Origin of the sequence: Nocardiopsis sp. NPDC057823 (genome assembly GCF_042797335.1) — a bacterium.
GTDB classification, from domain to species: Bacteria; Actinomycetota; Actinomycetes; order Streptosporangiales; family Streptosporangiaceae; genus Nocardiopsis; species Nocardiopsis changdeensis.
Genome location: NZ_JBHVLR010000002.1, coordinates 14,148 through 31,469, shown reverse-complemented (window position 1 = coordinate 31,469; position 17,322 = coordinate 14,148). Strand labels below are relative to the sequence as shown.

The 17,322-nt window shown below is 72.6% G+C and carries 13 protein-coding genes; 1 reads left to right on the top strand and 12 read right to left on the bottom strand.

The annotated features are described in order from the left end of the window. Positions 1-29: 29 nt before the first annotated feature. Positions 30-4,592 carry a glutamate synthase large subunit gene (gene gltB / locus ACFVNO_RS04440; protein WP_378889294.1) on the bottom strand — a complete coding sequence of 1,521 codons (4,563 nt, stop codon included), beginning with the start codon at positions 4,590-4,592 and terminating at the stop codon, positions 30-32. A gap of 564 nt (positions 4,593-5,156) precedes the next feature. On the opposite strand from gltB, the gene ACFVNO_RS04435 reads away from it, so the two are divergent. Then, entirely contained in the window at positions 5,157-6,851 is a 1,695-nt protein-coding gene (locus ACFVNO_RS04435; protein ID WP_378889291.1) for a bis-aminopropyl spermidine synthase family protein, read from the top strand. A gap of 40 nt (positions 6,852-6,891) precedes the next feature. Here the strand turns inward: ACFVNO_RS04435 and ACFVNO_RS04430 are convergent, their stop codons facing one another. The 11 genes from ACFVNO_RS04430 to ACFVNO_RS04380 form a co-directional block, all read right to left on the bottom strand. Then, positions 6,892-7,881 (bottom strand): hypothetical protein, encoded by a 990-nt coding sequence (locus tag ACFVNO_RS04430; RefSeq protein WP_378889288.1) that lies wholly within the window; start codon positions 7,879-7,881, stop codon positions 6,892-6,894. Positions 7,882-8,125: 244 nt separating this feature from the next. Further along, the gene (locus ACFVNO_RS04425) at positions 8,126-9,286 is read right to left on the bottom strand and encodes a hypothetical protein (RefSeq protein ID WP_378889286.1); all 1,161 of its coding nucleotides are present in this window, start codon (positions 9,284-9,286) and stop codon (positions 8,126-8,128) included. A gap of 142 nt (positions 9,287-9,428) precedes the next feature. Then, complete coding sequence (gene lgt / locus ACFVNO_RS04420; RefSeq protein WP_355270082.1) at positions 9,429-10,523, bottom strand: prolipoprotein diacylglyceryl transferase; 1,095 nt, start codon at positions 10,521-10,523, stop codon at positions 9,429-9,431. A gap of 55 nt (positions 10,524-10,578) precedes the next feature. Further along, positions 10,579-11,556, bottom strand: coding sequence for a thioredoxin domain-containing protein (locus tag ACFVNO_RS04415; protein ID WP_220562450.1), 978 nt, complete (start codon positions 11,554-11,556; stop codon positions 10,579-10,581). A gap of 49 nt (positions 11,557-11,605) precedes the next feature. Then, positions 11,606-12,112 carry a MauE/DoxX family redox-associated membrane protein gene (locus ACFVNO_RS04410; protein ID WP_220562451.1) on the bottom strand — a complete coding sequence of 169 codons (507 nt, stop codon included), beginning with the start codon at positions 12,110-12,112 and terminating at the stop codon, positions 11,606-11,608. 337 nt (positions 12,113-12,449) lie between these two features. Then, on the bottom strand, positions 12,450-13,256 hold the full coding sequence (gene trpA / locus ACFVNO_RS04405; protein ID WP_220562452.1) for a tryptophan synthase subunit alpha: 807 nt from the start codon (positions 13,254-13,256) through the stop codon (positions 12,450-12,452). Further along, a complete protein-coding gene (trpB, locus tag ACFVNO_RS04400) occupies positions 13,256-14,473 on the bottom strand; it encodes a tryptophan synthase subunit beta (protein WP_355270080.1) in 1,218 nt (405 codons plus the stop codon). Before trpB ends, trpA begins: the two co-directional genes overlap by 1 nt. Before the next feature lie 258 nt (positions 14,474-14,731). Beyond that, positions 14,732-15,538: an indole-3-glycerol phosphate synthase TrpC gene (trpC, locus tag ACFVNO_RS04395; protein WP_355270079.1), complete on the bottom strand. Its 807-nt coding sequence runs from the start codon at positions 15,536-15,538 to the stop codon at positions 14,732-14,734. A gap of 243 nt (positions 15,539-15,781) precedes the next feature. After that, a complete protein-coding gene (locus tag ACFVNO_RS04390) occupies positions 15,782-16,153 on the bottom strand; it encodes a CD225/dispanin family protein (protein ID WP_378889281.1) in 372 nt (123 codons plus the stop codon). A gap of 43 nt (positions 16,154-16,196) precedes the next feature. Next, entirely contained in the window at positions 16,197-16,721 is a 525-nt protein-coding gene (locus ACFVNO_RS04385) for a DUF2752 domain-containing protein (protein WP_378889279.1), read from the bottom strand. A 93-nt stretch (positions 16,722-16,814) separates the two neighbouring features. Next, positions 16,815-17,174 carry a CD225/dispanin family protein gene (locus ACFVNO_RS04380; RefSeq protein WP_355270077.1) on the bottom strand — a complete coding sequence of 120 codons (360 nt, stop codon included), beginning with the start codon at positions 17,172-17,174 and terminating at the stop codon, positions 16,815-16,817. Positions 17,175-17,322: the final 148 nt, after the last annotated feature.

Here is a 17,322-nt window from a genome sequence, read left to right as displayed (position 1 = left end):
ATTGTTCCTCCTTTCGTGTGTGCTGACGCTCAGGACTGCGCGGAGGCCATGACGGCCTCGTTGACGTCGCGGCCGTCCCGTTCTGCTTCGGCCTGGGCGAGCAGGACGCGCTTGTAGTCGCGCGGCATGACCTTGGAGATCCGGTCGAGTCCGGCGTCGCCGGCGGCCAGGAGGCGTTCGGCGACGGTGGAGCCGGTCTCGGCGTGGTGGCGGGTGAGCACGTCGGTGAGGAACGCGCGGTCCTCGTCGGTGGGTGCTTCGACCTCGACCATCTCGGTGTTGACCCGGTGGGGGTCGAGGTCGAGGACGTAGGCGATGCCGCCGGACATGCCGGCCGCGAAGTTGCGTCCGGTGCGTCCGAGGACGACGGCGCGGCCGCCGGTCATGTACTCGCAGCCGTGGTCGCCGATGCCCTCGACGACGGCGAGGGCGCCGGAGTTGCGGACGCAGAAGCGTTCGCCGACGATGCCGCGGAGGAAGATCTCCCCGGAGGTGGCGCCGTAGCCGATGACGTTGCCGGCGATGATGTGGTCCTCGGCGGTGAGGGTGGAGGTGTCGGCGGGGCGGACGATGACGCGGCCGCCGGACAGGCCCTTGCCGACGTAGTCGTTGGCGTCGCCCTTGAGGCGGAGCGTGACGCCCTTGGGCACGAAGGCGCCGAAGGACTGTCCGGCGGAGCCGGTGAAGGTGACGTCGATGGTGTCGGCGGGCAGGCCGTCGGCGCCGTAGCGCTTGGTGACCTCGTGTCCGAGCATGGTGCCGACGGTGCGGTTGACGTTGCGGACGGGCAGTTCGAGCTTGACGGGCTGCCCGAAGTCGAGTGCGCCTTCGGCGAGCTGGATGAGGGTGTTGTCCAGGGCCTTCTCCAGGCCGTGGTCCTGGCTGCGGGTGCGGACGCGGTGGTCGCCGGCCCAGGGCTCGACCTCGTGGAGGATCGGGGACAGGTCCAGTCCCCTGGCCTTCCAGTGCTCGACGGCCTCGGTGGTGTCGAGCAGGTCGACGGCGCCGATGGCCTCGTCGAGGCTGCGGAAGCCGAGGGCGGCGAGGTATTCGCGGACCTCCTGGGCGATGAACTCGAAGAAGTTGACCACGTACTCGGCCTTGCCGGAGAACCGCTCGCGCAGGACGGGGTTCTGGGTGGCGACGCCGACGGGGCAGGTGTCGAGGTGGCAGACGCGCATCATGACGCAGCCGGAGACGACCAGGGGCGCGGTGGCGAAGCCGTACTCCTCGGCGCCGAGCAGGGCGGCGATGATGACGTCGCGGCCGGTCTTCATCTGGCCGTCGGCCTGGACGACGATGCGGTCGCGCAGGCCGTTGAGCAGCAGGGTCTGCTGGGTCTCGGCGAGGCCGAGCTCCCAGGGGGTGCCCGCGTGCTTGAGGGAGGTCAGCGGCGAGGCGCCGGTGCCCCCGTCGTGGCCGGAGATGAGGACGACGTCGGCGTGGGCCTTGGAGACGCCGGCGGCGACGGTGCCGACGCCCGCTTCGGAGACCAGCTTGACGTGGACCCGGGCGGACGGGTTGGCGTTCTTGAGGTCGTGGATGAGCTGGGCGAGGTCCTCGATGGAGTAGATGTCGTGGTGGGGCGGCGGGGAGATGAGCCCGACGCCGGGGGTGGAGTGGCGGGTGTCGGCCACCCAGGGGTAGACCTTGTGTCCGGGCAGCTGGCCGCCCTCGCCGGGCTTGGCGCCCTGGGCCATCTTGATCTGGATGTCGTCGGCGTTGGTGAGGTAGTGCGAGGTGACGCCGAAGCGGCCGGAGGCGACCTGCTTGATGGCGCTGCGCCGCAGGTCCCCGTTGGCGTCGGGGGTGAAGCGGGCGGGGTCCTCGCCGCCCTCGCCGGTGTTGGACTTGCCGCCGAGGCGGTTCATCGCGATGGCGAGGGTCTCGTGGGCCTCGGCGGAGATGGAGCCGTAGGACATGGCGCCGGTGGAGAAGCGCTTGACGATCTCCGAGACGGGCTCGACCTCGTCGACGGGGACGGGTTCGCGGACGCCCTCCTTGAGGCGGAAGAGGCCGCGCAGCGTCATGAGCCTCGCCGACTGGTCGTCGATGAGGTCGGTGTACTCCTTGAAGATCTCGTACTTGCGGGTACGGGTGGAGTGCTGGAGCTTGAAGACGGTGTCGGGGTTGAACAGGTGCGGTTCGCCCTCGCGGCGCCACTGGTACTCGCCGCCGATCTCCAGGCGCCGGTGGGCGCCGGAGGCCGGGTTGTCGGTGTGGGCGCGGCGGTGGCGGATGGCGACCTCTTCGGCGAGGACGTCGAAGCCGACGCCGCCCAGGCGGGAGGTGGTGCCGGTGAAGCAGCGGTCGATGACCTCCTGGCCCAGGCCCAGGGCCTCGAAGATCTGGGCCCCGGTGTAGGAGCTGACCGTGGAGACCCCGATCTTGGACATGATCTTCAGGACGCCCTTGCCGTACGCCTTGACGGTGTTGCGGACGGCCGTGTCGGCGTCGACGCCGCCGATGGTGCCGCGCTGGACCAGGTCCCGGACGGTGGCCAGGGCGAGGTAGGGGTTGACGGCGGAGGCGCCGTACCCGATGAGCAGTGCGACGTGGTGGCACTCGCGGACGTCGGCGGCCTCGACGATGAGGCCGACCTCGGTGCGGGTCTTCTCGCGGACGAGGTGGTGGTGGACCGAGCCGGTGAGCAGCAGGGACGGGATGGGCGCCAGGCGGGCGTCGGCGCGCCGGTCGCTGAGGACCAGGATGTGGGCGCCGTCGGCGATGGCGGCGTCGATCTGGGTGTTGAGCTCGGCGAGCCGGGCGGCCAGGGCGTCGCCGCCGCCGTCGACGGGGTAGGTGCCGTCGACGGTGAAGGTCTTCAGTGCGGGTTCGGTGCGTCCGGCCTCGACGATGGCGGCGAGTTCGGCCTGGTCGACGACCGGGGTGGGCAGGACGAGGCGGCGGGTGTCGCCCGGTGCCGCGGTGAGGATGTTGTGTTCGGCGCCCAGGAGCGTGGACAGGCTGGTGACCATCTCCTCGCGGATGGCGTCCAGGGGCGGGTTGGTGACCTGGGCGAAGTTCTGCGAGAAGTAGTCGAAGAGCTGCCGGGAGCGCTCGGAGAGCGCGGCGACCGGGGTGTCGGTGCCCATGGAGCCGATGGGCTCGGCGCCGGTGCGGGCCATGGGGGTGAGGATGACGCGGAGTTCTTCCTCGGTGTAGCCGAAGACCTGCTGGGCGAGGTTGAGCTCGGTCACGGGGACGGGCTCGGCGGCGGGCAGGTCGGCCAGGCGCATGACGCCGGAGTCGATCCACTTCTGGTAGGGGTGCTGGGCGGCGAGTTCGGCCTTGATCTCCTCGTCCTCGATGATCCGCCCCTGGGCGGTGTCGACGACGAAGATGCGGCCGGGCTGGAGCCGTCCCTTGCGGACGACGTCGGCGGGGTCGATGTCCAGGACGCCGGCCTCGGAGGCCAGGACGACGAGGCCGTCCTGGGTGACCCAGTAGCGTCCGGGGCGCAGGCCGTTGCGGTCCAGGACGGCGCCGACCAGGGTGCCGTCGCTGAAGGAGACGGACGCGGGGCCGTCCCAGGGCTCCATGAGGGTGGAGTGGTACTCGTAGAAGGCCCGGACGGCCGGGTCCATCTCGGTGTGGTTCTCCCAGGGCTCGGGGATCATCATGAGCACCGCGTGCGGCAGGGAGCGGCCGCCCAGGTGGAGGAGCTCCAGGGCGTCGTCGAAGGACGCGGTGTCGGAGTCGTCGGGGTCGACGATGGGGAAGATGCGGTCCAGGTCGCCGGGGATGAGGTCGGTGGCGAGCTTGGCCTCGCGGGCGCGCATCATGTTCCGGTTGCCCTTGACGGTGTTGATCTCACCGTTGTGGGCGACGTAGCGGAAGGGGTGGGCCAGCGGCCAGGACGGGAAGGTGTTGGTGGAGAACCGGGAGTGGACCAGGGCCAGGCCGGAGGCGTAGCGCCGGTCGGACAGGTCGGGGAAGAACGGTTCGAGCTGGGGGGTGGTGAGCATGCCCTTGTACACGATGGTGCGCGGGGACAGGCTCGGGAAGTAGACGTCGGCCTCGTGTTCGGCGCGCTTGCGGACGCAGTAGGCGTAGCGCTCCAGGTCGATGCCGGTGAGGCCTTCGGTGGCGGTGCCGGGGGTGCCCGTGATGAAGAGCTGCCCGAAGTAGGGCATGGCGTCGCGGGCGGCCGGGCCGCTGTACTGGGGCTCGAAGGGCAGGTCGCGCCAGCCCAGGAGGGTGAGGCCCTCTTCGGCGACGATGCGGTCGACCACGGCGATGGCCTCGGCGCGGGCGGCGGCGTCGGCGGGCAGGAAGGCGATGCCGGCGGCGTAGGAGCCGGCCTCGGGCAGGGCGAAGTCGCAGACCTCGGTGAACAGCTCGTGCGGGATCTGGGTGAGGATGCCCGCACCGTCGCCGTCGTCGGGGTCGGCGCCGGAGGCGCCGCGGTGGTCGAGGTTGCGCAGTACGGTGAGCGCCTTCTGCACGATGTCGTGGCCGCGGCGGCCGGTGAGGTCGGCGACGAAGCCCACACCGCAGGCGTCGTGCTCGAAGGCGGGGTCGTACAGGCCCTGAGAAGTGGAGATCGCGTTCGCTCGGACGGACGAACGCCGCACCTGACCAGCGGGCATCTACCCTCCTGTCGTCTTTCGTCGGCTTCGTGAAAAGCGCATCCGGGACGACATTGGCCCTGCTGCGTGCGTGAAGTTGTGGGTGCTCGGCCTGTGGACGCCGTGTGGTCCGCCACCGTACCGCGGCCACGTCCTCGTGGTGCGAATGGCGGCCGGTCGCCCTCTTGCGAGCGGTCCTGCCTGTTCCCGCGGGTCCGGCCGCGACGTGGGTCGCAGGTCTAGACCATGGGGTGCCGCGGTGCGCCCCGGGTCGCGTGTCGCGGCCCCCTGCGGGTGGGACCGCGGTTCCTCCTACGGAGGGTTCCCCGTCGGAGGTGTGCCTAGCCGGTTTTTCCACGAGGGAATCCCGCTAAACCTCCCAAAGCGGATAAAACCCGACGGTTGGTCGTGTTCGTCGCTTCGGGCACGCGAACGCCGTGCGCCGCGCCCCCACATTACCCCGGCGTTAACACTCCGCCCAAGGGGGACTCCCCCGGCCGGCCGAGTGATATGTCACTCTCCCGCCGGAAGCGGCCCTGACCTGCGGCCGGACCCGCTCCCTCCGGGGCGTGGGACGATCGGTGCATGGCAGCAGACCCCAACGACCCCGGCGTCCCCGGCCCCCCGCGGACGCCCCTCCCGTCCCCTCCGCCCCTGCCCGGGGCCGCGCTGGACGCGCTGCGCGCCCACGGGGTGGACGCGCCCCGGCTGCGCGCCGTGCTCGCCGCGCTGTCGGACGGCCGCGGCCGGAGCGCCGACGACCTGGTGCGGGCCACCGGGGTCGCCCGCGTCCTGGTGGTGGCGCTGCTGGAGCGGTTGGTGGAGGCCGGGGAGGCCGAGCGCGCGCCCGGCGGTGACCGGGTGCGGCTGGTGCGGCCCGACCACTACGCCGGCGCGGCCGGGGACGCCCTGGCGGACCCGGTGCGGCACCTGGTGCCCGCGCGGGCCGGGGCGGCCGCCGAGATCGCCCGGGCCGTCGCCGAGGGGCCCGCGTCCGACCTGGACCTGGACCACGTCACCGCGACCGCCGACACCGCGCTGCGCCGGGCGCTGTTCCTGGCCACCCGGTTCGACCTCGCCGACCGCACCGTCCTGTGCGTGGGCGACCACGACCTCACCTCGGTCGCGCTGGCCCTGGTCGAGCCCCGGGCGCGGGTCCTGGTGGCCGACATCGACGAACGGGTGCTCGCGCACATCGACGCGGTCGCCGGGCGGCTGGGGCTGGACGTGCGCACCCACTTCGCCGACCTGCGGCTGGGCCTGCCCGCGGGGCTGCGCGGGCAGGCCGACGTGGTGTTCACCGACCCGCCCTACACCGCCGACGGGGTGGAGCTGTTCGTGCGCCGCGGCCTGGAGGGGATGACCGACCCGCGCAGGGGCCGGGTGCTGGTCGCCTACGGGGTCAGCGAGACCACGCCGCGGCTGGCCGCCGCCACGCAGGCCCGGCTGCTCCGGCTGGACCTGGTGCTGGAGGCGATGTGGCCGGACTTCCACCGCTACGAGGGCGCCGAGTCCATCGGGGCCGCCTCGGACCTGTACGTGCTGCGGCCGCTGTCGCGCACCGCTCCCCCGTCGGCGGAGAGCGGTGCCCGCGTGTACAGCCAGGGCGTCAACGCCAAGGAGGCCCGGGGTTCGCTGACCGAGGAGCGGGCGGCCGCCGCGCTGGAGCGGGCCGCCGCCGACTCCGGTGGGCGGCCGGTGCCGGTGGGCGCCTGGCCCGCGGCGGTGCTGCCCGACGCGGGGCGGGTGCGCCTGTCCACGTGGATGGAGGCGCAGGTGCCGCTGTCGGGGCCGCCGGTGGTGGACCTGACCGGCGGCTGGGAGCGGATCGCGGCGCGGGCGGCGCTGGCCTGCCCCGAGGCGGGCGGGTACCTGCTGGTGCCCTCGTCCGCGGCGTGCGTGCGCGACGAGCGGGGCCAGTCGGAGCTGCGGGCCGTGGTGGAGCCCCGGTTCCGGGTGCGGTTCCTGCGCGGTTTCGGCGACCCGTCGCTGACCGCGGTCCGGCTGGTCCGGGCGCCGGAGGCACAGGACCCGGTGGACCGGCTGCTGGCGCACGTCCAGGAGCACGCCCGAGGAACACTGACGTCGGTGCTGCGCGCCGGGGTGGTGCGGGTCGCGCAGGAGGCGGGCGCGCCGGTGAACAAGCGCACGGCCCGGCTGGCGGTGGCCGCCGCCCCGCCGTGGGTGGCCGGGCGCACCCTGCTGGACCTGCCCGGGCACCGGTTCGCCCGGCTGCGGGAGGCCGTCGCGGCGGTGTGGGGGGCCGTGGAACGACCCTGAAACGGGGGCGGGGCCGCGCGTCGCGCGGCCCCGCCGGAGGTCAGCTCCCGGCTCCGGGTGCCGTCTCGGTCCCTGGCGCCGTCTCGGTGCCGGGCACGGTCTCGGTCCCGGGCACCGTCTCGGTGCCGGTCCCGGCGCCGGGCTCGGTGGAGGGCTCCTCCTCGCGGAGGTTGACCAGGCGGCGGTACAGCGGGTCACGGAAGTTGCTCAGCGTCACGATGGGGCTGGCCAGGCTCACCCGCTCCTCGACCGACTCGGAGTCGGTGGGCTGCACCCACACCACCACCAGGTAGTGGCCGCTGACCGTGGCCTCGGCGGCGCTGTAGCCCGAGCCGAGGCGGTCGAAGGGCTCGGCGCCCGAGGGCGCGACCACGAAGCCGGGCTCGGGGGCGTCGGCGGGCGGCTCCTCGCCCTCGGGCAGCTCGGGCTCGGCCATGGCGTCGGCCACCGCGCGGCTGCCCTCGGCGTCGGCGAGGTTGAAGATCGCCGTCACGCCGAAGTAGTCGTCGCCCACGTAGGTGGCCCGCCCGGCCTGCGTGCAGTCGGCGTCGGCCAGGGCCTGGACGACCTCGTCCCCCCACACGGCGGCGGCGCAGTCCTCCGACAGCTCCGAGTCCCGCAGGGTGAACTCCATGCCCCGGCTGGAGATCTCGGCGCTGCGGTCGCCGAACAGCTCGCCCTCGTTGAGGGGGCGGCTGTCGGCCTCGCGGGTGCCCAGGACCGTGTTCATCTCGTTGTCGCCGACGCCCTCGACGCTGTAGGCGACCGGCCGGGTGTGCGGTGCGGGCCCGTCCGTGCCGCCGCCGTCGCCCCGGTTCAGGTACAGGACGGCTCCCAGGCCGATGAGGGCGACGACGAGGACGCCCACGACGACGCCGATGAGCCGGCCGTACCGCTTGGGCTCCTGCTTGCGGCGCCCTCCGGCGCGGCGCCGGCCGCCCGCGCGGGAGGCGCGCTCGGCGTCGTCGGGTTCGCTGTTCTTCCTCCGGCGTCCCGCTGTTCCGGACGCCGACGCTTCAGAAGGGGACACCCAGTGGACCTTTCCTCGGATGACGGGCCCGCGTGTGCGCGGTGGACCCGATTGCGCTCGGCGGGGGCGCGGCGGGGGGCCGGGGAGCGCCCCGGGAGCGGTGCGCGCGCCCCGCTCGACCCGGCCGTGGCAGGGCCGGTCGATCTGTCCGAGATCCTATCGGGACGTCCGGGGAACACGAACGGCCGTGCTCAGAGCACGGCCGTTCGTCCGCGGGTGCGCGTCGGGGTCGTCCGACCCCCTGCTACTCCTGCTCCGCCTGGGCGGCGATCACCTCGTTGTAGACGTAGGGGAACGCGTTCATGGACGCCACGGTGACCTTGGCCAGGTCGGTGTCGTCCCCGGGCGGGCTGCCGTCGGTGCGGGCCACCCAGAACACCGCCAGGTAGTGGCCCATGACCTGGGCGGTCGCCTCGCTGTAGCCGTCCTGGAGACCGGGGATCTCGTCGTTGGTGCGGCTGAGCAGGAACCCGGCGCCGGACTCGACGTTGTTCGGGTCCAGTGCGGCCTCGACCTCGGTGGCGGCCTCGGCGTCGGACAGGTCGAACAGGGTGACCTGGGCGACGTACTCCTCGTCGGCGTCGGTGTAGACGCCCGAGGCGGCGTTGACGCAGCCTGCGTCGATGAGGCTCTGGCCCAGGTCGTCGCCCCACACCAGGGAGGTGCAGGAGTCGGTGACCGCGCCGTCGCGCAGCTCCAGCTTCATGCCGTCCAGCTCGACCTCCTGGACGGGGTCGAACACCGCCTCCTGAGTCATCGGCTCCAGGCCCTCGGGGCGCTCGTTGATGGGGCCGAAGACGTCGTCGCGGTTGGCGTTGGACAGGTAGAGCTGCGGTGTGATGGTGCTGTGGCCCTCGGGCGGGGCGACCACGGAGGTGTCGCCGCCGGAGGTGGTGCCGCCCGCCCCGGTGAAGAGCTGGTAGGACAGCAGTCCCAGCAGCGCGACCAGGGAGAGGGCGAAGGCCCCGATGAGGACGCCCAGCACCGCGGTGCCGCGCTTGCGCTTGCTCTGCTCGGCGAGTGTGTACACGATCTGGTTGGGCCGGTCGCCCAAGACCGACACCTTCTTGATCGCGGAGGCGGAGAACGCGGAGACGCGCTTGACCCCGCCCTGCCTGGCGTCCCTGGCCGGGGCGGCCCGGCGGGAGCCCCGGCGGCGGCCGCGGCCGCGGCCGGACCCGGCGCGCTCGTCGTCACCGTCCTGTGCGGTGTCGGAGTTCCCGCCGGCGCCTTCGTCCCCGGCGGCGGTGTGACCGTACTCGGCGGAGAAGTCCTCCTCCGGGTCGTAGTCGTATTCCTCGTCGTGGCCGTAGTCGTCGGCGCGGTCGCGGATCGGGCCGGTGTCGGCGCGGCGGCTCCCGCCGCGGCGTCCTTTACGGCCGGGACCGGACTCGGCTCTGCTCACGGTCTTTCTCAATCGTCAACCCGTGGTCTGCTCGAAAGGTACGGGGGCACGTGCGGGCACGTCGTCACCCTCGTGGGTGTGGATGTGGTGTCGTGCGCGGCCGCCGCGCCCGTGGAGACGGGCGTCGGCGTCCTTCCCGTGTCTACTCGGGCTTCGTCCCGGAACCGGTTCCCTCGTCGTTCGAGGTCGAGCCCTCGCTACTAGATCGCTCGGGGCTCGGGTGGTATTCCGTCCCGGCGTCGCCCCCCCGGGTCCCGAGGTCGGAATCCCCTGTGTCGGTGGTGCTGTAGACGGTGTCGTCGTTACCCATCTCACCGTCGGCGGTGGGCCCGAACACCTGGGTGCCGGCGTCGGCGCCGTGGGGCACGACCGCGGTGGAGAAGGAGTCGAGGCGGCGGCCGGCCCAGACGAAGTAGGCCAGGGCGCCGGCGAAGACCAGGATGGAGGTCCAGTTGTTCAGGCGCAGGCCGAAGAAGTCGTTGGCGGGGTCGACCCGCAGGTACTCGATCCAGAAGCGGCCGACGCAGTAGCCCATGACGTAGAGGGCGAACAGGCGCCCGCCCTGGAGGGAGGACTCGAAGCGGCGCCCGGCCCAGGCGAGCAGGACCGCCAGGCCCAGGCACCACAGGGACTCGTAGAGGAAGGTGGGGTGGTAGGTGGTGACGCCGAACTCCATGCCGGGGCGCAGGTGGCCCTCGGGGTAGGGGAGGATCTCCACGGCCCAGGGGAGGTCGGTGGGGCGGCCGAACAGCTCCTGGTTGAAGTAGTTGCCCCAGCGGCCCAGGGCCTGGGCGAGGGGGATGGTGGGGGCGATGGCGAAGGAGAGCTTGGTCATCGACAGGCCGCGCTTGCGGGCGACGATCCACACGCCGACGGCGCCCAGGGGGATGGCGCCCCAGATGCCGAGGCCGCCCTCCCAGATGTAGAGGGCGCGGATGGGCTCGCGCCCCTCGGCGAAGTACAGCTGGGCGTCGCTGATGACGTGGTAGAGGCGGCCGCCGATGAGGCCGAGGATGACCGCCCACACCGCCATGTCGAGGATGGTGCCCTGCTCGCCGCCCATCGCCTTCCAGCGCTGTTCGCTCCACAGGACGGCGACGATCACGCCGGCGAGGATGCACAGCGCGTAGAAGTGGATCTCCAGGGGCCCGATCGGGATCGAGTTCACCTGCGGGCTGGGGATGGCCGCGAGGGCGCGGCCGGTGGCGGCCGCGCCCTCGCTGACTGTCGACGACAATGTCACTGCTCTGCTCTCGGGTTCGCCCCGCGTGCGGGGGGTGTCTTCAGGGGTGTTACTGCGCGTCACCCCCGTTGTCCAACGGCTGGGTCTCGACCTTACCGGGGTCGGCGGAGGCGATGGCTTCGGAGAGTCCCCGGACCGTCATGGCGGTGTTGTTGTCGAGCAGGACGCCGTTGAGGTAGACGGAGGGGGTGCCGCGGAACGCGTTGTCTCCGCTGTAGCGAGTGTAGGCGCTGCCCGTGGCGTCGATGAGTTCCCCGGTGTAGGTGCCGTCGAGGAACGCGGGGTCGTGGCCGTTGTCGGCGCCCCAGGCCAGCAGGTCGCTGAGGACCATGGTGCCCAGGGTCTCCTGGCCGATCTCCCGGACGGCGTCCTCGGTGAGTGCGGGGAGGAACTCCTCGGTGAACTCGGTGACGACGGCGGCCTCCTCCTCCAGGCGGGCGCCGAACTCCTGCTGCTGTTCGGGCGAGGTCTCCAGTTCGGCGAACCACTGCTCGAGCTGGTCGGTGGAGAAGCCCTCGCGGCCCTCGGTGGGCTGGTTCTCGAAGAGCAGGTCGTTGTACTCGACGAAGACGCCGTGGTCGGCGGCGATGCGGGCGGCGGCGCCGCCGCGCAGCGAGTTGCTGCTGATGGGCACCTGCTGCTGGGCGAAGATGCTCACCGGGCGGAAGTGGACGATGGCCTCGCCCTGGGCGGCGCGCTCCTTGAGGAGGCTGCCGTTGGTGAGCTCGAACTGGCGGCAGGCGGGGCACTGGTAGTCGGCGTAGATCTCGACGACGGGGGCCTCGACGCCCTCGTTCGCCATGACGACGCTGCCGTCCTCCTGGAGGGTCTGGGTCGCCAGGGGGCCGGTGTAGCCCTCGTCGCGGTCGGAGTTGAGCACGGCGTAGCCGATCCCGACGATGAGGACGATGACGGCGGCGGCGACGCCGATGACGATGAGGTTCTTGCGCCGCGCGGCGGCCTTCTTCTCCTTGGCCCGCTGTTCCTTGAGCCGTTCACGGGCGCGCTTGCGCGCTTCGCTCCCCATGGTGGTGTTCCTTCTGTTCCTGAGTCGGGGTGTGGTCGTGGGCCGCGGGTCAGCGGAAGAGGCCGAGCGGGCGGTCCAGGGCGAGGGGTGAGCGGGGCCACAGGGCGATGAAGGCCCCCAGTGCGGCGAAGCCGATGTCGCGGGCGATGGAGAGGCCGTAGGTGGTCTCGCCGGGGTCGACGGCGCCGCCGCCGCCGAAGCAGCCGCAGTCGATGCTCAGCCCGCGGGCCATGGCCGAGAGGATCCCGGCGATGAAGACGACCATGAGCAGGGCGGTGACGGCTCCGGTGAAGCGGGTGGCCAGGCCGACCAGGAGCAGGACGGCCAGGGCGAGCTCGAAGAGGGGGAGGGTGTAGCCGATGAGGCGGGCGATCTCGTGGGGGAAGAGGTCGTAGGCCTCGACGGCCTGGACGGAGAGCGCGGGCGGGTACTTGGAGACGGCCGCGTAGATGAGGATCCCGGCGAGGGCGATGCGGCAGGCGAGGGTGAGCCAGGGTTGGACGGCGGCCCAGCGCGACCCGGGGGCGGGGGCGGGGGTTTCGTCGGGTGTGTCCATGTCGGGGGCCTTCGGGGTTCGGGGGCCGATCAGTTGCAATCTGCGCCCATTCAATCGCTCTCGGTGACCATGCAGATCCTACCGGCTGTGACCGCCCGCTGACTCCGGGCGCTGGAACCGGGGCGCGTGAAGAGGCGGACCCGGCGTCCGCCACCCCCCAATCACACCACCGCGGAGCCCTCGCGCGCGGCGTTTCCCCGAGCCCGAAGGTCCCTTCTCACCCGATTCTCACCGGCTTAACCTTCTTAACCCCGCCCTTGACCGGCCCGGACACGGGAAACGGGCCGCCCCCGGGTGTGGGGGCGGCCCGCCCGCGTCCTGCTTTTCGGCGTCCCGGTCAGCGGGACCGGACGCCCGCCGCCAGTTCCTCGGCGAACGACGTCACCGCGATGAGCCCGGTCTCCAGGTCCGGGGCGTCCAGCACCCGCTGGCAGAACCCGGCGCCGACGATGACGCCGTCGGCGTAGGCGGCGACCTCGGCGGCCTGCGCCCCCGAGGAGATGCCCAGGCCCACGCAGATCGGCAGCCCCGACTCGCGGGTGGCCTCCCGGGTGCGCCGCACCAGCTCGGCGGCGGTGCCGGCCACCTGGGTGCGGGTCCCGGTGACCCCCATCAGCGAGGCCGCGTACACGAACCCGCTGCACGCCCGGGTGGTCAGCTCCAGCCGCCGGTCGGTGGAGGAGGGCGCCACCAGGAAGATCCGGTCCAGGCCCGCGGTGTCGGAGGCCGCGATCCACTCCTGCGCCTCCTCGGGGATGAGGTCGGGGGTGATGACCCCGGCCCCGCCCGCCTTGGCGAGGTTCCCGGCGAAGCGCTCCACTCCGTAGCGCTCGATCGGGTTCCAGTACGACATGACCACGGCGGCCGCGCCGGTCTCGGCGGTCGCCTCCACCACCCGGAACACGTCGTCGGTGGTGGTCCCCGCCGCCAGCGCGGCGTCGGCCGCCCGCTGGATGGTGGGGCCGTCCATCATCGGGTCGGAGTAGGGCAGGCCCACCTCGATGACGTCGCAGCCGCCCTCGACCATGGCCCGGACGACCTTGATCGAGGACTCGACGTCGGGGAACCCGGCCGGGAGGTAGCCGATGAGGGCGGCCCGGCCCTGGGCCCGGGCCTGGGCGAGCTTGTTCTGGAGGGTCGTCATCACGCCTCGTCCTTACCGTCGATCAGGCCGAAGTAGGCGGCCGCGGTGTCCACGTCCTTGTCGCCGCGCCCGGAGAGGTTCACCAGGATCACCGCGTCGGGGCCCAGCCGCTCCCCCAGCTTGCGGGCCCCGGCCAGGGCGTGGGCGCTCTCGATGGCCGGGATGATGCCCTCGGTGCGGCACAGCAGCCGGAAGGCCTCCATGGCCTCGGCGTCGGTGATCGCCTCGTAGTTCGCCCGGCCGGTGTCGGCGAGGTAGGCGTGCTCGGGGCCCACCGCCGGGTAGTCCAGCCCCGCGGAGATGGAGTGGCTGGGCAGCGTCTGCCCGTACTCGTCCTGGAGGACGAAGGTGCGGGCGCCGTGGAACACGCCGGGGCTGCCGGAGCTGATGGAGGCCGCGGTGCGGGGGGTGTCGGCGCCGTCGCCCCCGGCCTCGAACCCGTACAGGGCCACCGAGGTGTCGGGGATGAACGCGGCGAAGACCGCCATGGCGTTGGACCCGCCGCCCACGCAGGCCGCGACCGCGTCGGGCAGCCGGCCGACCCGCTCCAGGACCTGCTCGCGGGCCTCGGCGCCGACCACGAAGTGCAGGTCGCGGACCAGCTTCGGGAAGGGGTGGGGTCCGGCGACCGTGCCGAACAGGTAGTGGGTGCGGTCGACGTTGGCGACCCAGTCGCGGAACGCCTCGTTGATGGCGTCCTTCAGGGTGCGGCTGCCGATGGTGACGGGGACGACCTCGGCGCCGAGCATGCGCATCCGGGCGACGTTGAGCGCCTGGCGGCGGGTGTCCTCCTCGCCCATGTAGATGACGCACTCCAGGCCCATCAGGGCGCAGGCGGTGGCGGTGGCCACCCCGTGCTGGCCGGCGCCGGTCTCGGCAATGACGCGGGTCTTGCCCATGCGCTTGGTGAGCAGGGCCTGGCCCAGCACGTTGTTGATCTTGTGCGAGCCGGTGTGGTTGAGGTCCTCGCGCTTGAGCAGGATGCGGGCGCCGCCGCAGTGCTCGGAGAAGTTGCGGGCCTCGCTCAGGGCGCTGGGGCGGCCGGTGTAGTCCTTGAGGAGTTCGGCCAGCTCGGCCTGGAAGGCCGGGTCGTGGCGGGCCTTCTCCCACTCGGTCTCGACCTCGTCGAGGGCGGCGATGAGCGCCTCGGGGGCGAAGCGGCCGCCGAAGCGGCCGTAGTGCCCGCGCGCGTCGGGCAGCTGCGGATCGTGGCTCATGGGACTGTCCTTCGGGTGCGGGGCCGACGGCCCACCCCCCTCGCGCGGGCGCACGGGCGGGGTGCGCGCGCCGACCGTTCCGTGCGCCGCGGCGTGTCCTGGGCCCGCGGCGCGTTCTGACTTCGGGTCAACGCGGCGACGGGAACCCGCGAACGCGCACGCTGCGCGGCGGATTCCCTAGAGCCATCGCCATCGGCGGCCGGTGCGGGCCGTGATGGCGGTGTGCGCCGTCGTTCCTCCCATGGAGCCGTCCGTCCCCTAGTTCCGGTCGCGCAGGGCGGGGTGGGCCCCGGCGGTGACCAGGTCGGCGACGGCCTCGCGCGGGTTGCGGCCGCGCACGAGGCTCTCGCCGACGAGGACGGCTCCGGCGCCGGCACCGGCGTAGGCCAGCAGGTCGTGCGGCCCGCGGATGCCGGACTCGGCGATCTTGACGATGTCGGAGGGGATGCGGGGGGCGACGCGGGCGAAGGTGTCCCGGTCGACCTCCAGGGTCTTGAGGTTGCGCGCGTTGACGCCGATGACGGTGGCCCCGGCGTCGAGGGCGCGGTCGACCTCCTCCTCGTCGTGGACCTCCACCAGGGGCATCAGGCCCAGGGAGCGGGCCCGCTCCACCAGGGACACCAGGGCCTCCTGGGGCAGGGCGGCGACGATGAGCAGGACGGCGGAGGCGCCGTGGACGCGGGCCTCCCACAGCTGGTAGGAGCTGACGACGAAGTCCTTGCGCAGCAGCGGGGTGTCGACGGCGCGGGCGACGGCGCGCAGGTCGTCGAGGCTGCCGTTGAAGCGGCGCTGCTCGGTGAGGACGCTGATGAGCGCGGCCCCGCCGGCCTCGTAGTCGCGGGCCAGGGCGGCCGGGTCGGCGATGGCGGCCAGCGGGCCCTTGGAGGGGCTGGCGCGCTTGACCTCGGCGATGACGTGGACACCGGGGCGGCGCAGGGCGGCTTCGGCGTCCTTCGGGGTGGGCGCCGACGCGGCCTGCTCCTTGAGCGCGTCCAGGGGCAGGGCCTCCTGGCGCTCGGCCAGGTCGGCGCGTACTCCGTCGAGGATCTCGTCGAGCACGCTCACGTGGTTACCGCTCCCTATCGTCGTGGCCGGGCGCGGCGCTCGCACAGCTGGGCGGGCCGCGGGGCGCGGCTCGGCCCGCTGGGCCTGCTTCGCGCCGTGTGCGCTCATCGTATCGACCCCCGGGGCCCGGAACGCCGCCGCCCCCGCGCACACGGCGTGTGACGGGGGCGACGGTGGTGTCGTGCGGGGCACGGTGCCGGGCGGCTCGTCCGGGTACGTCCGGGAACGCGCGGCCGGTGCCCGCTAGTAGGTGGTGGGCGTGGAGCTCATGGCGACGCCGAAGATGACGACGAAGAACAGCACGTACACGACCACGAACACGATCATGAGGATGAAGCCGATCAGGCTGATGATGCCCATGATCTTGGCGATCTTCGCCGACTCCTCGGCGCCCGCGTAGTCCCCGGCCTGCCACTTGCTGTTCACCTGGAGCGAGAAGATGAGGCCGATGATGCCGATCACCGTGCAGCCGAAGATGCCCAGGATGTTGTGCACCAGGTAGTTCTTGGGCGGACCGCCGGCGGGCGGTTGGGGCTGGCCGCCGAAGCCGCCGGGGGGCGGGCCGTAGCCGCCGGTCGGGGGACCGTAGCCGCCGGAGGGCGGTTGGTAGCTCATGTGCGGACCTTTCGAGGTACGGGGATGCGTGAAACGGCTCTGGTCACCAGCCGGGGAACAGCGGGGTCCCCGGCGCCAGGAAGGAGAACCACGGCAGGTTCCGGGCCACCCAGAAGACCATGATGACGGTGGTGAGGGTCCACAGGAACCAGACCGGGGTGGGTCTGGGCGGCGCCTTGGGCGGACGGACGGTGGCGGCGATCCACCGGATGTACGCCCACAGGATGTAGGGGGCGAGCAGGGCCAGCAGCGGGTTCATGCTGATGGCGCCGAGGACGTCCCCGTGGGTGGTCAGCGCGATGGCGCGCATGGTGCCGCAGCCCGGGCAGAAGGTGCCGGTCATCAGCAGCCAGGGGCAGGTGGGGTAGTTGCCCGGCTCGCCGGGGCTCACGAAGTGGAGCAGGGTGGCCCCGGCCAGGAAGACGGCGCCCGCGCCCAGCGGCCACACGGGGGCCGGGATCCGGTGCAGGCTGCGCAGGACCCGCTGGCCCCGGGAGGGGGCGGCGTGTCCGTCGGGTTCGGCGGGGGCGGCGGTCCCGTGTCGGGGACCGGCGTGTTCGGGCTCCACGTCCACCAGCTTAAGGGTCGTTCTCGGGCGGGAAAGGTTCTGCCCCCGGACGGTTCCGGTCCGGGGGCAGAGGGTCGGGGGAACGCTCCCCGTTTAGTAGTACGTGGGGGTGGCGCTCAGAGCGACGACGACGCTGCACGCGTACAGCCCGATGCTCAGGATGTAGCTGATGCTGCCCAGGATGAACGCGATCTTGGTCCACTTCTTGGCCTGGGCCTGGGCCTCCATGGCGCCGGCCTGGTCGCCGCGGCTCCACAGGTCGTTGACCTTGGTCGCGTTGATGATCGCCGGGATGGCGAACGGCCAGCAGCAGAAGATGGCGACGATGGCCCAGACGAGCCCGTTGTCGGGAGGGGTGGCGCCGGGGGGCGGGCCGTAGCCGCCGCCACCGGGGGGCGGGCCGTAACCGCCGGGTCCGGGGGGACCTGCGGGGGGCGGGGGACCATAGCTCATGGGAACAACTTTCCAGACTGCGGACAAGGGATTTTCGGCTCGCGACGTGCGGCAGGGCAGACGGGACCGACGAAGGGGCAGGGTCGGATCACCGGTGCGATCACGCCGCGGGCGACTACGCATGTTGCCAGACCGGGGGGACGATCCA

Excerpts from the sequence above, each read along its gene's own strand:
- ACFVNO_RS04435 (WP_378889291.1), top strand. The coding sequence starts at position 5,157 with ATGGCAGCAGACCCCAACGACCCCGGCGTCCCCGGCCCCCCGCGGACG.
- trpB (WP_355270080.1), bottom strand. The coding sequence starts at position 14,473 with ATGAGCCACGATCCGCAGCTGCCCGACGCGCGCGGGCACTACGGCCGC.
- ACFVNO_RS04410 (WP_220562451.1), bottom strand. The coding sequence starts at position 12,112 with ATGGACACACCCGACGAAACCCCCGCCCCCGCCCCCGGGTCGCGCTGG.
- ACFVNO_RS04380 (WP_355270077.1), bottom strand. The coding sequence starts at position 17,174 with ATGAGCTATGGTCCCCCGCCCCCCGCAGGTCCCCCCGGACCCGGCGGT.
- trpA (WP_220562452.1), bottom strand. The coding sequence starts at position 13,256 with ATGACGACCCTCCAGAACAAGCTCGCCCAGGCCCGGGCCCAGGGCCGG.
- ACFVNO_RS04390 (WP_378889281.1), bottom strand. The coding sequence starts at position 16,153 with ATGAGCTACCAACCGCCCTCCGGCGGCTACGGTCCCCCGACCGGCGGC.
- gltB (WP_378889294.1), bottom strand. The coding sequence starts at position 4,592 with ATGCCCGCTGGTCAGGTGCGGCGTTCGTCCGTCCGAGCGAACGCGATC.
- ACFVNO_RS04415 (WP_220562450.1), bottom strand. The coding sequence starts at position 11,556 with ATGGGGAGCGAAGCGCGCAAGCGCGCCCGTGAACGGCTCAAGGAACAG.